Source organism: Rhizobium sp. CFBP 13726, from assembly GCF_014841925.1.
GTDB classification, from domain to species: Bacteria; Pseudomonadota; Alphaproteobacteria; order Rhizobiales; family Rhizobiaceae; genus Neorhizobium; species Neorhizobium soli.
Genome location: NZ_JACYUU010000002.1, coordinates 731,999 through 744,766 on the forward strand (window position 1 = coordinate 731,999; position 12,768 = coordinate 744,766).

Below are 12,768 nucleotides of genomic sequence, written 5' to 3' on the forward strand. Positions count from 1 at the left end.
GGTCCCGTACCGTCAGTCTGGTGCTCGGCTGAGCAGCAGCTTGTCGATACGACGTCCGTCGAGATCGATCACCTCGAAGGTCCAGCCTCGCGTGGTGAACTTCTCGCCCAGTTCCGGCAGATGCTTCAGCTCGTCGAGAACGAAGCCTGCAACGGTCTCGTAACCCGGGTCATCCTCGATCGGCACGCCCATCTGCGCGGAGAACTCGTCGACTGCCATCCAGCCGGCGACGAGGTAGGATCCATCTTCCCGTGCAACGATGGCGGGTTCTTCAACCTCGTCCTCCTGGAACACGCCGGTGATGGCTTCGAGCACGTCGCCGGAGGTGATGATACCTTCGAAATGGCCGTATTCGTCATAGACGAGAACCATATGTGCCGGTGACTTGCGCAGGGCCTGGATGACGTCGAGCGCGCCGGTCAGGTCGGACACGACAGGCGCTTCGCGCATCAGCGAGGCGGGATCGCCGCCCCTGCCGCCGGCCATGAATTCATAGGCGTCCTTGACGAAGAGCACGCCCTGGATCTCGTCCGACGAGCCCTTGCGTACAGGCAGACGCGAGCGTGTCGTCGCCCGCAGCTGCGCACGAAGCTCTTCCGGCTCATCTTCGGTATCGAGCACCTCCACATCGCGGCGTGGCGTCATGAGGCCGCGCGCGGTACGGTCGGCCAGTCGCATGACGCCGGAGATCATCGCCGATTCCTCGGTCTCGATCACGCCCGCGCTATGCGCTTCGGCAAGCACGGTGCGGATTTCCTCGTCGGTGACTTTCTCGTTCGATTCCCCGCTCTGGCCGAGAAGGGCCAGAAGAAACCGACCCGAGATGTCGAGAAACCACACGACCGGGGCACCGATTGTCGCGACCATCTTCATCGCCGGCGCCACTTTGGCGGCCACGAGCTCAGGCGCCCGCAATGCGATCTGCTTCGGCACGAGTTCGCCGACAATCAGCGACATATAGGTGATGACCACGACGACACCGCCGACGCCGAGCCAGTCGGCGAAGTTTTGCGGCATACCCTGCTCGGACAGCCAGTTGGTCAGACGGGTGCCGAGCGTTGCACCTGAAAACGCGCCGGAGAGAACGCCGACAAGGGTGATGCCGATCTGAACGGAGGAAAGGAAGCGGCCTGGATCTTCAGCCAGCTTGATGGCGGCAGCTGCGCCACGATTTCCCTGCTCTGCCATGACCCGGAGGCGCACGGGACGCGAGGACACGACGGCAAGTTCCGACATTGCGAGGACACCATTGAGAATGGTGAGTGCAACGACGATGAATATTTCGGTTAACAAAAGGGGCTCTTAATCTGGAACAATATCCTGCCTGCAAAACTGACGCCACGGCCCACTTCAACGAGAACCGTTATCGAACGCACCCTATGGGCGCGTCGGCGCTGCTTCGCGCACAGTTCGGAAAACCGCCCGCGATCCTTGGGGGTTCTCGGAGCTATGCACCTTCGCTCGCGGTGGAAATCATAGGGTCAGCATGCGTCCAATGCAATGGCCGTCACTGTGGAACTTGCGAGCGTCCGGTCGGAAAGGGAGAAATCACGCCGTCAGGTCGATCAGCAGTTCGGCGCGGGTGCCGCTTTCGCGCGGCACATACTGGATGGAAGCACCAAGCGTTGCCGCCATCGACTTGACGATCCGACTGCCAAGACCCGTGCCCTTCGGCATGTCGCCTTCCTTCCAGCCGACGCCGTCGTCCTCCACCGCAAGCAGCGCCTTGTCATCATCCTGCCGCTTGAGAAGCACACGCACCTCGCCCTCAGCGCCCGGCGGATAGGCATATTTCAGCGCATTGGTGAGAAGTTCGGTCACGATCATCCCGACGGAGACGGCCCGGTCGGACTTCAGCGAGAGTTCGTCGGCCTGCAAAAGGATCGTCGCGCTCTGGTGATCGTTGACCGTACCCTGCACTTCCTTGACCAGAGTGCCGAGATACTTGTCCATCTCCACCTGGCGCACGTCGTCGGACGTATAAAGGCTGCGGTGCATGCCGGCGATCGCGGAGATGCGCGCCTGCGTCTCCGACAGGGCCGCCTTGACGTCGTCGTTCTTGCTGCTCGACACCTGAAGGCGGATCAGCGCGGCAACCAGCGCCAGGCTGTTGGCGACGCGATGGTTGACTTCCGTCAACAGCACCTCGGCGCGTTCCTTGCCAAGCCGGATCTCCTGATCGGCGCGCTCCTTGGCGCGGCGAAGCTCGGCGGTCGCAATCCCCTGGCCGATCGCGCTCTGCATCAGCGGCCAGAACTCGTCGCCCACCGTCTTGATGACATAGTCGGACGCGCCGTTCTTCAGCGCGTCGATCGCGATCGTCGCATCGCTCGAACCGGTGACGTAGATGACCGGGAGCCCCGCCCCCATCTCGTTCAGCCTGTGAAGGATTTCGAGGCCGGTACCGGTGCTGAGATAGTGGTCGAGAACCACTGCGTGCACGCCACCCTTCTCAACGGTCTCCATTGCCGCGGACAGATCCACGGCATGGACGACCTGATAGCCGAAGCGACCCAGATTGCGCACGGCAAGCCGCGCAAGGGCAAGGTCGTCATCGACGTAGAGAATGGTGTGCTGCATCACGTCTCGTCATTGTCCGGGAATTTGCATCACGGCAAAGAACAGACCGAGCTGTCTGATGGCGTGCGCGAAACTCTCATAATCCACTGGCTTCGTTATATAAACGTTGGCACCGAGATCGTAGCACCGCTGGATCTCTCGCTCGTCGTCGGTCGTGGTCAGGATGACCACAGGCAGTCGCTTCGAGTGAGGGTTGGACTTCACCTTCTCAAGTATGTCAATACCCGACATATCGGGGAGGTTGAGGTCGAGAAGGATCAGCAAATACCGATCCGCATTGGCCGCTCCCAGGCGGTCAGCGCCGAGAATATAATCGAGCGCTGCGTTTCCGTTCGTGAACGGTACGATCTCGTTGTTTACGCCTGCTCGACGGACATTCTTTTCGATGAGGCGCGCATGCCCCTCGTCGTCCTCGACCATAACGATGGTAACTTCTTTGCCGGCAGCATTCATGACCCATGACTCCTGACATATTGGGACAGATCGGTGGGCAGGCGGATGATGAAAGTCGCACCGCCGCCCAAGGTTGACGTGATCGTAATCTCGCCACCTAAATTTCTGACTAATGATCGCACATGCGCAAGGCCGATGCCCTCGCCGGGCTGGTTCTGCACGCCGGAACGGCGGAACAGCTCGAACACCCGTTCGTGGTCTTCCGGCGCAATGCCGCGCCCGTTATCGGCAACCTCGATCCGGACAAAGCTTCGCCCGAGCGGCGTTGACGTGATTGACAGCGCCAGCGGCCGGTCGGGATGCTGGTATTTGACCGCATTGTCGAACAGGTTACCGAAAACCTGCTCCAGCGAGAACCGGTCGGTGACGAGGGTCTTTGCGGCCGACGTGGAAATCGCCACTTCGCCGCCGCCCTCGTTGACCTGATGGTAGACACTCGCGGCAGTTGCCTCCAGGAGTTCGCTCAGGTCGATCCGCTCCGGCTTCAGCTCACGCCGACCGTCGCGGGAGATCTTCAGGATGGCGTTGATTAGGCCATCCATCTTCTTGGTCGACGAACGGATAAAACCGATTGCCTCTGGAAGATCTTCCTCGACTGCAAGCCGGGCGTCCCTCACCTGAAGTTCGCTCGGCTTGACGTCATCGGCCAGCACGTAGGCGGAGATCGATTTGAGCGAACTATCCAGCTCGCTGGTAAAGCCCATGATGTTGACAAGCGGCGCTCTCAGATCGTGCGAGACGATATAGGCGTAGCGCTGGATCTCGCGGTTTGCCTGGATGAGGTCTTCGGTACGCTCGTTGACCCGCTCCTCCAAGCCGGCATTCAAGGTTTCCACCTCGGCACGGGCCTTCTGAAGCTGGCGGACATGCTGGAAGACGATGGCAATCGCGCCGCCGAGAACGAGAATGATCAGGATACCGCCGCCGACGGTAAACCACTGCAGCTTTTCGGAACTTCCGCGAATCTCGCCAATGCCGGAAATCAGGTGTCCATCCAGTTCGCCGATCACGCCGCCAAGCAGGGCGCGCAATTTCTGCATGGCCTCAAGGCCCGACTGGTTGCGAACGATGGCGACTGCCTGCTCGACCTGACCCGAACTTGCGAGCGACAGCGTCGCCTGCATCTCATTGGTCTTTAGCGCGATCAGGCTGCGGATCTCGTCCAGCGGAACGCTGACGATGTCCTGATTGGCCGCCGTCCGCTCCACCTTCTGCAGCTGGAGCGGCAGCGCACCGATGGATGTCCGGTAGGGTTCGAGAAACAGCGGATCCTGCACCAAAAGGTAGCCGCGCTGTCCGGTCTCGGCGGTTTGCACAAGCAAAAGCAGATCGGCAGTGGTCGCGCGCAATGCTCTCAGCTTCGTGACGTCATCAAAATACGTCCTGGTCATCTGCGCCAGGAAGAAAGAAGACATCACGATGCCGAGCAGGATAGCCGCGCCGATGACGAGCATCAGGAGCGACGAGCGGGCGAACGTGGCTTTTGCGTTGGGCATGAAGAAGTCCGCCGATTGAAAACACGCAGACTTACTCGGAAACGGCGCGGCCATTGTCAAGCGTCAGACAGGGGCGCCTGATGCCACATCAGGGGAAAACCGGACTGGCGATCTGACGAACTCGTGTACTGGAAAAAGAAATTAGAAAAAGCGCGGACACATTCGGAACATAAACGTAAGACAACAGTTCATTCATCAGACGTTCATGTTGGGAGTTTCGACAATGTTCTTGAGCAGCCTTCAGCCTACCGCTTCATTCGCCTTTGCCCATGACCACGGCATGATGATGGAAAAGACCGCTATCGAAACGGAACTGAGTTACCTCCCCAACTTCGACAGCAGCAACCTCACTGTCGACGTGACCGGCGACTTCATTGTTCTTGAAGGCGTTGTCAGCTCCAGTGGCGACCATGCCCGCGTTATGCGGATCGCTCGCGAAATCGTCGGCTATGAGCGCGTTCTTTCCCGCGTCCTGGTCTGCTCGATCGCCAAGCGTTCGTAAACAATACCGGACTTTAGACGTGCAAAACCCCGCCTTGAGCGGGGTTTTTCGTTTTTGGGCCCGACCATTATGAATGATCGAGCCCGAATTCTGTAAGGTGCGATCCGCGGCGACCGATGGATTTTTACGATCCTGGGTGCCTACAAACGTAGGTGGGCGCCATATGTCCAAGCCCACGGGCCTGGCCAGGGACAGCTCCCTTTGGATCGAGTATGGCCCCAGGGATTGTGGTTCCTGTCGAGAAGCGCAGAACGCATAACCAATATAAGGGTGAAGTCGGTGGCGCGCCAGTGGCATAGCCAGGCATTTTTTCAACAGATCTTTTGACCTGCGAAAGCCGGTCTTAGTTCGCCGGCGCCCGGCCGTTCAGCTTTGCGGTCAGGCCCTCCAGTCTGGATGACAGCTCGCTCAGAGCAGAAACGATGAGCTCGTCGCTGCGGCTCTGGTTCTCGACGGCACCGGCGCGGTTGGATTTCAGCGACTGCACCTCGCCTTCGAGCGCACCGACCTTGCGGGTCAGCTCGGACAGTTCATCCATGATCATGATCCCTGCCATGACCGTGATGCGGAGATCGCCAATTTCGCCGAACTGGCCCTTCAGATGTCCGACATAGCGGTCGAATTGGTCGGCAAGGTCCGTCAGGTGCTGTTCCTGGCCTTCCTCGCAAGCCATCCGATAGGCTTTGCCGTCGATCGTCACCGTTACCTGGGCCATCTCTTTTTCCTTACCGGTCCAGAACCGCGCGGATGGTCTCCATCGCCGTCACCAGACGGCGGGAAACCTCGCGGTTGACCTCTTCGAGACGATTGGCCCGAAACTGCGACTGATCCAGCTCCTGCGCCAGGCGCGATCGATCGGCATGCACGCGCTTGACCTCGCCTTCCATCTCGCCCTGGTCTCTTTGCTGCTCGATGCGCACATCGACGGCATTCTCCAGCCCGCTTATCGCAGCCCGAAGTTCCGAAAGCGCCAGATCCACCGTCTTTTCTGCCGGCATGCGTATATCCCGTGAGGTCGCGATCGGCGCCGAATCGTACGGCAGCGCCTCGCCAACAAGCGCCGTAGACTATTCACCGCTTGAAAGCCGGTCAATAAAACACGCAGACGATACCGCATCGAACTGTGGATCGTCGCTGATCAAGGGCACTCGGCGGCGGTGCCGAAATAGCAGGCAGACTGTGCTAAACCCGATCATTATGTGCCGCCGGTGGCCCGCCTTTTGTTGACTTGCGCGCCCCACCTGATATGGATCGGACGCTTCCTGACGAGGCCCGATCATAGGGCCTGACCGACACTCGGACGATAGTGGATTAGCCATGATTTCTCGCGAACAACACGACCGGATGGCCAATGCGATCCGTTTCCTTGCCATGGATGCCGTCGAAAAGGCGAATTCCGGACACCCGGGCATGCCCATGGGCATGGCTGACGTCGCAACGGTCCTGTTTACCAAATACCTGAAATTTGACCCGACCAAGCCGCATTGGCCCGACCGCGACCGCTTTGTGCTGTCGGCCGGCCACGGCTCGATGCTGCTGTACTCGGTCCTGTATCTGACCGGCTACCCTGACATGTCCATCGACGACCTGAAGGGCTTCCGTCAGCTTGGTTCCAAGACTGCCGGACACCCGGAATATGGCCATGCGACCGGCATCGAGACCACCACTGGTCCGCTTGGCCAGGGCATCGGCAACGCCGTCGGCATGGCAATCGCCGAACGCAAGCTGCGCGAAGAATTCGGCGCCGACCTGCAGGATCACTACACTTACGTGATCAACGGCGACGGCTGCCTGATGGAAGGCATCTCCCACGAGTCGATCGCACTTGCCGGCCACCTGAAGCTGAACAAGCTGATCCTGTTCTGGGACAACAACTCGATCACCATCGACGGTGCCGTGTCGCTGTCGGACTCGACCGACCAGATCGCCCGCTTCAAGGCCGTGCACTGGAACACGATAGAGATCGACGGCCACGATCAGGCCGCCATCGCCGACGCGATCGAGCAGGCCCACAAGTCCGACCGCCCGACCTTCATCGCCTGCAAGACCACGATAGGCTTCGGTTCGCCGAACAAGGCCGGCAGCCACAAGGTTCACGGTTCGCCGCTCGGCGCCGAGGAAATTGCAGCGACCCGCAAGGCACTGAACTGGGAATACGAACCCTTCGTCATCCCGAACGACGTTCTGTCCGACTGGCGCGAAGCCGGCGTCCGCTCATTGGAAGCCGTCAAGGCCTGGGAAGGCCGCCTCGCAGCATCTGCCCACAAGGCCGAGTTCGACCGCCGCTTTGCCGGTGACCTGCCGGAAGGCTTCGACACTGCCATCAACGACTTCAAGAAGAAGCTTGCTGAAACCAAGCCGACCGTTGCGACCCGCAAGGCGTCGGAAGACGTTCTGGAAGTCATCAACGGTTTCGTGCCGGAAACGCTCGGCGGCTCCGCCGACCTGACACCGTCGAACAACACCAAGACCAGCCAGATGGTCTCGGTCACGCCGACCGACTTCTCCGGCCGCTACATGCACTGGGGTATCCGCGAACACGGCATGGCATCCGCCATGAACGGCGTGACCCTGCATGGCGGTCTGATCCCCTACGGCGGCGGCTTCATGATCTTCTCGGACTATTGCCGTCCGCCGATCCGTCTCGCCTCCCTTATGGGTATCCGAGTCATCCACGTCCTGACGCATGACTCGATCGGCGTGGGCGAAGATGGCCCGACCCACCAGCCGGTCGAACAGGTGGCAAGCCTTCGGGCCATCCCGAACCTGATGGTGTTCCGCCCGGCCGATGCGACTGAGACGGCCGAATGCTGGCAGATCGCGCTCGAAACCAAGGACCGTCCGTCAGCGCTTGCGCTGACGCGTCAGAACCTTGCACCGGCCCGCACCGAATATTCGGAAAAGAACCTCTGCACGCTCGGCGCCTACACGCTCTCGGGCAACGCGGATGCCAAGGTCACCATCTTCGCATCCGGTTCGGAAGTCGAACTGGCGATTGCGGCGGCAAAGACGCTCGAGGAAAAGGGCGTCAGCGCACGCGTTGTTTCCGTGCCCTGCACCGAACTGTTCTTCGAACAGCCGGACGACTATCGCCGCGAGATCCTCGGCAACTCGCCGGTCAAGATTGCGGTTGAAGCAGCCGTCCGTGAAGGCTGGGATGCCTTTATCGGTCCGGAAGGCACGTTCGTCGGCATGAAGGGCTTCGGCGCTTCGGGTCCTGCCAAGGATGTCTTCAAGCACTTCGGCATCACGGCTGACGCCATCGTCGCCGCAGCCGATGCAAAGCTCGCCTGATCATTCAAACGACGGGGCGACTGTAAAACCGCCCGCCCCGTCCAGCTGCCAAACTATTTTCTCGGGAGAACTCTATGACTGTAAAGGTTGCCATCAACGGCTTTGGCCGTATCGGCCGTAACGTCCTGCGCGCGATCGTCGAATCCGGCCGCACCGACATCGAAGTGGTCGCGATCAACGATCTCGGCCCGGTCGAGACCAATGCCCATCTGCTGCGCTACGACTCGATCCACGGCAAGTTCCCGGCGGACGTTAAGGTCGAAGGCGACACGATCATCGTTGCCGGCGGCAAGCCGATCAAGGTCACCGCAGTGCGTGACCCGGCCCAGCTGCCGCACGCCGAAATGGGCGTCGATATCGCGCTCGAGTGCACCGGCATCTTCACCGCCCGTGACAAGGCCGCAGCCCACCTGACGGCCGGCGCCAAGCGCGTCATCATCTCGGCTCCCGGCGACAATGCCGACCTCACGGTCGTGTTCGGCGTCAACGACGACCAGCTTACCAAGGACCACCTGGTCATCTCCAACGCATCCTGCACCACGAACTGCCTGGTTCCGGTCGTCAAGGTGCTGAACGACGCCGTCGGCATCGACCACGGTTTCATGACCACGATCCATTCCTACACCGGCGACCAGCCGACCCTCGACACGATGCACAAGGACCTTTACCGCGCCCGTGCAGCGGCTCTGTCGATGATCCCGACCTCGACCGGTGCAGCCAAGGCCGTCGGCCTCGTTCTGCCGGAACTGAAGGGCAAGCTCGACGGCACGTCGATCCGCGTTCCGACCCCGAACGTGTCGGTCGTCGACTTCAACTTCGTGGCCAAGCGCGCCACGACGGTTGCCGAAATCAACGACGCCATCAAGTCTGCCGCAGACGGCAAGCTGAAGGGCATCCTCGGCTACACCGACGAGCCGCTGGTTTCACGCGACTTCAACCACGACAGCCACTCCTCGATCTTCGCCTTCGACCAGACGAAGGTTCTCGAAGGCACGTTCGTGCGCATCCTGACCTGGTACGACAACGAGTGGGGCTTCTCCAACCGCATGTCGGACACCGCTGTTGCCATGGGCAAGCTGATCTGAAGATAGCGCGCAGGCCGGTCCTTGAGGACCGGTCCTGACGCTCAGGCTTTTAACCCCCTCCCCTTAAAAGGAGGGGGTTTTGCGTTATAGGACATGCTCGGGAGAGGTCGCCCGCGCAAAAATCGTTTAGGACGCCGTAAACTTCACCGTCACGCCGCGCTGGCGAAAGTAGGCCTGCATCAGCTTGCGGCCCTGGCGGTTGTTCTGCACGATCCGCGCCGGGTCGAACTCAGCTTCCTTCTGGCCAGCCTGAGTCAGCGCTGCCTTGAGGGTGGCGATATGCGCGTCGAGATCGGCATTGTTGGCCTGAAGCGATTCATAAATGCGGTTTGTCGCTTCGGCTACGGTCGGTTCGCTCATGGTATGCTCCAGTCATTGTTTCGCCGGCGCTTAGCACACTTTCTGGCACGACCCAATTGCGATCATGACTGCCGGCGTCAGCAGATACCCCATCCGAGGGATGTTATTTTTCGTGAGGGTGGAAACCACGCAGTATCATTGCACGTATTGGCTTTGGACAGACAAACGCCAGCACCACCTGGAGATACGCCATGTTTCTGCGACGCCAGTTGCTGATCGCCTCCGCTCTTGCCCTGACCAGCAATGCAAGGGCGCAATCCGATCCTTGGGCAGAGCTTCGCACTGGCGCGGCTCTGGTGCTGCTTCGTCACGCGATTGCACCCGGAACCGGCGATCCAGCGAATTTTGCGATCGGGGACTGCAGCACGCAGCGCAATCTCTCCGCGCAGGGCATCGCTCAGGCGGGCCGTATCGGCACGCTCTTCCGGGAGAACGGCGTGGCGCAGGCGCGGGTCTTTTCCAGCCAGTGGTGCCGCTGCCTCGATACCGCTAAAGGTCTTGGTCTTGGACCGGTCGAGCCGCAGCCGCTGCTCAACTCGTTTTTCGGCAGTCCCGAAGATGGCAGGCCGCAGACGCAGGCCTTGCGCGCCTGGATGACGGGCTTGCCGCCCGGCCGGCCGGTTGTGCTGGTCACCCACCAGGTCAACATAACCGGGCTTACCAACATCGTTCCTGCCAGCGGCGAACTCCTATTCGTCACGGCACGTGCGGCCGATCCACTGACGGTGATCGGCAGGGTCGCCGCTGAGTAATAGCAGCGAAGGGAAATGCTTTTCGCTCCTTAGACCTGCGCTGCGAGCAGCTCTTCGGCGTGTCCGCGACCAAACCAACCTTCACGACGTGCTGACCGACAATGACGCCATCGTGGCCGAGGTCGCTGCCGGACCGGCCTGCGCCAACCATTCACTTCGCACCGGCGTGATTTTTCTTAGCCCCGGCCCTTCTCTTGCCGGATTTGTTCCCGTCTATTTGAATATGCACATCGAATCGCCCGGCCACTGACCGGGATCTGCTCCATGGCTATCTTGCCGCATCGCGGCAGCGGCACAGGATTCGGCAATCGCCGGGCCTGATGGATGGATTTCCGTAAACGGCGGCGAGAGGAAGGACGGGGACTTTGGAGGCTTTCTACATCATCCTGCTGGTCGGCACGGTTCTGGTGTTGGCTGCGGCCTTTTCCAGCCTGCTTGCCTTCCGGTTCGGCGCTCCCCTGCTTCTCGTCTTCCTATCGATCGGCCTGCTCGCCGGTGTCGATGGTCTTGGCATCCGCTTCGAGAACTACTCCTTCACCTTCATGCTGGGGTCGTTGGCGCTCGCCATCATCCTGTTCGACAGCGGCTTCGGCACCTCGCTCCACTCCTTCCGAATAGCCGCGGTTCCGGCGCTGACGCTCGCGTCCGTCGGCGTGCTGTTGACCGCCGGCGTCTTCGGCGTCGCGGCGAAGTATTTCCTAGGCTTCAGCTGGCTCGAAGGCTTTCTGCTCGGGTCGATCGTCGCTTCGACTGATGCCGCCGCGGTGTTCTTCCTGCTGCGCATCGGCGGCATCAACATACGTGACAAGGTGCGCTCGACGCTCGAAGTCGAATCCGGCACCAACGACCCGATGGCGATCTTCCTGACGATCGCGCTGTCCGAGCTTTTGGCCACCGGCCAGGGCTTCGGCGGCCTCGACCTGCATTTCGCCGTCATGTTCCTCGAGGAAATGGGGCTCGGCGTAATCTTCGGCCTGCTCGGCGGCTTGATGATCGTCTGGGTCCTGAACCGCTTCACCTCCGATCGGGGTCTCGCTCCGATCCTGGTCTTGACGCTTGCGTTGCTCGTGTTCGCCTTCACCGGCGCCATGGGCGGCAGCGGCTTCCTTGCGGTCTATGTGGCCGGCATCTACTCGGGCAATCGCAAGATGTTTGCCAAGCATCAGATCACGCGCTTCAACGAAGGGCTGACGTGGCTGGCGCAGATCATCATGTTCCTGGTGCTCGGCCTGCTCGCGACACCATCCCAGTTCCCGATCCTGCTCGTGCCGGCGATCGGTCTGGCGCTGTTCCTGATTTTCGTCGCCCGCCCGATTGCCGTGTGGATCAGCCTGATGGCCTATGACTTCACGCAGCAGGAAATCGGTTTTCTCTCCTGGGTCGGCCTGCGCGGTGCGGTTTCCATCCTGCTCGCCATCACGCCGATCCTGTCCGGCGCCGAAAACGGGTCCGTCTTTTTCAACGTCACCTTCATCATCGTGCTCGTCTCGCTTCTTCTCCAGGGTTGGACGATCAAGCCGGTGGCGCGGTATCTCGGGTTGATCATCCCGCCGCGGATCGGCGCCGTCGACAAGCTGGAACTCGACCTTCCCGGCAAGGCGACCCATGAACTGATCTCTTACCGCGTCCTGAAAGACAGCCCGATCCTGTCCGGCGAACGCATTCCCCGCTGGGCCATGCCGTCGCTGGTCATCCGCGACGGCCGCAGCCTGCGCTACCAGTATGCCGGACGCCTGCGGGAGAACGATCAGGTCTATCTGTTCGTGACGCCGAACTACACGAAACTGCTCGATCGGCTGTTTGCGAGCCGCGTGCCTGTCGATGATGACGATGCCGAGTTCTTCGGCGCCTTCGCCATCTCGCCGACACGGCCCGCAACCGAACTGGACCTCGCCTATGGTCCGGGCCTGCTCTCGGCAACCGAGCAGGCAATGACGATCGGCGAACTGATGCATTCCCGGCTGGGCGGCAAGACGGAATATGCCGACCGCATGCGTTTCGGCTCGATCGTGCTGATCGTCCGGGAAACCGACGAGCTTGATCATGTCACCAAGATCGGCGTCTCGCTGGAACCGGTGGAGCCTGCCACCAAGCTGCCGATTTTCATCAACATGCGCGAAATTGCCCACCGCATCCGCGACCAGATCCGCAAGTATCGCGGCAAGCCGGTGCCCGGCCGCCCCTCCGCCTGAACCCTGGCCGCCATCCGGCAACCGGCGCAAAGGCTATTTCGTTGACCCGACAGC

The 12,768-nt window shown here is 60.9% G+C and carries 13 protein-coding genes and 1 other RNA gene; 6 read left to right on the forward strand and 8 right to left on the reverse strand.

Annotation, left to right across the window (positions count from 1 at the left end):
• Positions 1-12: 12 nt before the first annotated feature.
• From IFT66_RS10770 to IFT66_RS10785, 4 genes are all read right to left on the reverse strand, one after another.
• Positions 13-1,293: a hemolysin family protein gene (locus IFT66_RS10770; protein WP_192077607.1), complete on the reverse strand. Its 1,281-nt coding sequence runs from the start codon at positions 1,291-1,293 to the stop codon at positions 13-15.
• A gap of 255 nt (positions 1,294-1,548) precedes the next feature.
• Positions 1,549-2,580 carry a sensor histidine kinase gene (locus IFT66_RS10775; protein WP_062460805.1) on the reverse strand — a complete coding sequence of 344 codons (1,032 nt, stop codon included), beginning with the start codon at positions 2,578-2,580 and terminating at the stop codon, positions 1,549-1,551.
• Positions 2,581-2,589: 9 nt separating this feature from the next.
• A complete protein-coding gene (locus IFT66_RS10780; protein WP_062460808.1) occupies positions 2,590-3,033 on the reverse strand; it encodes a response regulator in 444 nt (147 codons plus the stop codon).
• The gene (locus IFT66_RS10785; RefSeq protein WP_174196153.1) at positions 3,030-4,529 is read right to left on the reverse strand and encodes a sensor histidine kinase; all 1,500 of its coding nucleotides are present in this window, start codon (positions 4,527-4,529) and stop codon (positions 3,030-3,032) included. The genes IFT66_RS10780 and IFT66_RS10785 overlap by 4 nt, the downstream gene beginning before the upstream one ends.
• 223 nt (positions 4,530-4,752) lie before the next feature.
• Here IFT66_RS10785 and IFT66_RS10790 point away from each other — a divergent pair, with 223 nt between their 5' ends.
• On the forward strand, positions 4,753-5,031 hold the full coding sequence (locus tag IFT66_RS10790) for a BON domain-containing protein (RefSeq protein ID WP_184654372.1): 279 nt from the start codon (positions 4,753-4,755) through the stop codon (positions 5,029-5,031).
• 97 nt (positions 5,032-5,128) lie between these two features.
• On the opposite strand, the gene ssrS is transcribed toward IFT66_RS10790, so the two are convergent.
• From ssrS to IFT66_RS10805, 3 genes are all read right to left on the reverse strand, one after another.
• Positions 5,129-5,287, reverse strand: a non-coding RNA gene (ssrS, locus tag IFT66_RS10795) — 6S RNA.
• An 87-nt stretch (positions 5,288-5,374) separates the two neighbouring features.
• Positions 5,375-5,746, reverse strand: a complete 372-nt coding sequence (locus IFT66_RS10800; protein ID WP_113165987.1) for a cell division protein ZapA — start codon at positions 5,744-5,746, stop codon at positions 5,375-5,377.
• Positions 5,747-5,756: 10 nt separating this feature from the next.
• A complete protein-coding gene (locus IFT66_RS10805; protein ID WP_062460818.1) occupies positions 5,757-6,029 on the reverse strand; it encodes a DUF4164 domain-containing protein in 273 nt (90 codons plus the stop codon).
• Between the two features lie 319 nt (positions 6,030-6,348).
• Here IFT66_RS10805 and tkt point away from each other — a divergent pair, with 319 nt between their 5' ends.
• On the forward strand, positions 6,349-8,325 hold the full coding sequence (tkt, locus tag IFT66_RS10810) for a transketolase (protein WP_192077608.1): 1,977 nt from the start codon (positions 6,349-6,351) through the stop codon (positions 8,323-8,325).
• A 74-nt stretch (positions 8,326-8,399) separates the two neighbouring features.
• The gene (gene gap / locus IFT66_RS10815) at positions 8,400-9,410 is read left to right on the forward strand and encodes a type I glyceraldehyde-3-phosphate dehydrogenase (protein WP_062460824.1); all 1,011 of its coding nucleotides are present in this window, start codon (positions 8,400-8,402) and stop codon (positions 9,408-9,410) included.
• Positions 9,411-9,536: 126 nt separating this feature from the next.
• On the opposite strand, the gene IFT66_RS10820 is transcribed toward gap, so the two are convergent.
• Positions 9,537-9,770, reverse strand: coding sequence for a hypothetical protein (locus IFT66_RS10820; protein ID WP_192077609.1), 234 nt, complete (start codon positions 9,768-9,770; stop codon positions 9,537-9,539).
• Between the two features lie 191 nt (positions 9,771-9,961).
• Here IFT66_RS10820 and IFT66_RS10825 point away from each other — a divergent pair, with 191 nt between their 5' ends.
• The 3 genes from IFT66_RS10825 to IFT66_RS10835 all read left to right on the forward strand — a co-directional run bounded on the left by IFT66_RS10825 (position 9,962) and on the right by IFT66_RS10835 (position 12,714).
• Positions 9,962-10,522: a histidine phosphatase family protein gene (locus IFT66_RS10825; RefSeq protein ID WP_174196150.1), complete on the forward strand. Its 561-nt coding sequence runs from the start codon at positions 9,962-9,964 to the stop codon at positions 10,520-10,522.
• Positions 10,523-10,610: 88 nt separating this feature from the next.
• Positions 10,611-10,772 (forward strand): hypothetical protein, encoded by a 162-nt coding sequence (locus tag IFT66_RS10830; RefSeq protein WP_162763059.1) that lies wholly within the window; start codon positions 10,611-10,613, stop codon positions 10,770-10,772.
• Between the two features lie 115 nt (positions 10,773-10,887).
• Positions 10,888-12,714 carry a potassium/proton antiporter gene (locus tag IFT66_RS10835; protein ID WP_062460829.1) on the forward strand — a complete coding sequence of 609 codons (1,827 nt, stop codon included), beginning with the start codon at positions 10,888-10,890 and terminating at the stop codon, positions 12,712-12,714.
• Positions 12,715-12,768: the final 54 nt, after the last annotated feature.

Coding starts and splice junctions, on each gene's coding strand:
- IFT66_RS10805 (WP_062460818.1), bottom strand. CDS start 6,029: ATGCCGGCAGAAAAGACGGTGGATCTGGCGCTTTCGGAACTTCGGGCT.
- IFT66_RS10820 (WP_192077609.1), bottom strand. CDS start 9,770: ATGAGCGAACCGACCGTAGCCGAAGCGACAAACCGCATTTATGAATCG.
- IFT66_RS10790 (WP_184654372.1), top strand. CDS start 4,753: ATGTTCTTGAGCAGCCTTCAGCCTACCGCTTCATTCGCCTTTGCCCAT.
- IFT66_RS10780 (WP_062460808.1), bottom strand. CDS start 3,033: ATGAATGCTGCCGGCAAAGAAGTTACCATCGTTATGGTCGAGGACGAC.
- IFT66_RS10785 (WP_174196153.1), bottom strand. CDS start 4,529: ATGCCCAACGCAAAAGCCACGTTCGCCCGCTCGTCGCTCCTGATGCTC.
- gap (WP_062460824.1), top strand. CDS start 8,400: ATGACTGTAAAGGTTGCCATCAACGGCTTTGGCCGTATCGGCCGTAAC.
- IFT66_RS10775 (WP_062460805.1), bottom strand. CDS start 2,580: ATGCAGCACACCATTCTCTACGTCGATGACGACCTTGCCCTTGCGCGG.
- IFT66_RS10825 (WP_174196150.1), top strand. CDS start 9,962: ATGTTTCTGCGACGCCAGTTGCTGATCGCCTCCGCTCTTGCCCTGACC.
- IFT66_RS10800 (WP_113165987.1), bottom strand. CDS start 5,746: ATGGCCCAGGTAACGGTGACGATCGACGGCAAAGCCTATCGGATGGCT.
- tkt (WP_192077608.1), top strand. CDS start 6,349: ATGATTTCTCGCGAACAACACGACCGGATGGCCAATGCGATCCGTTTC.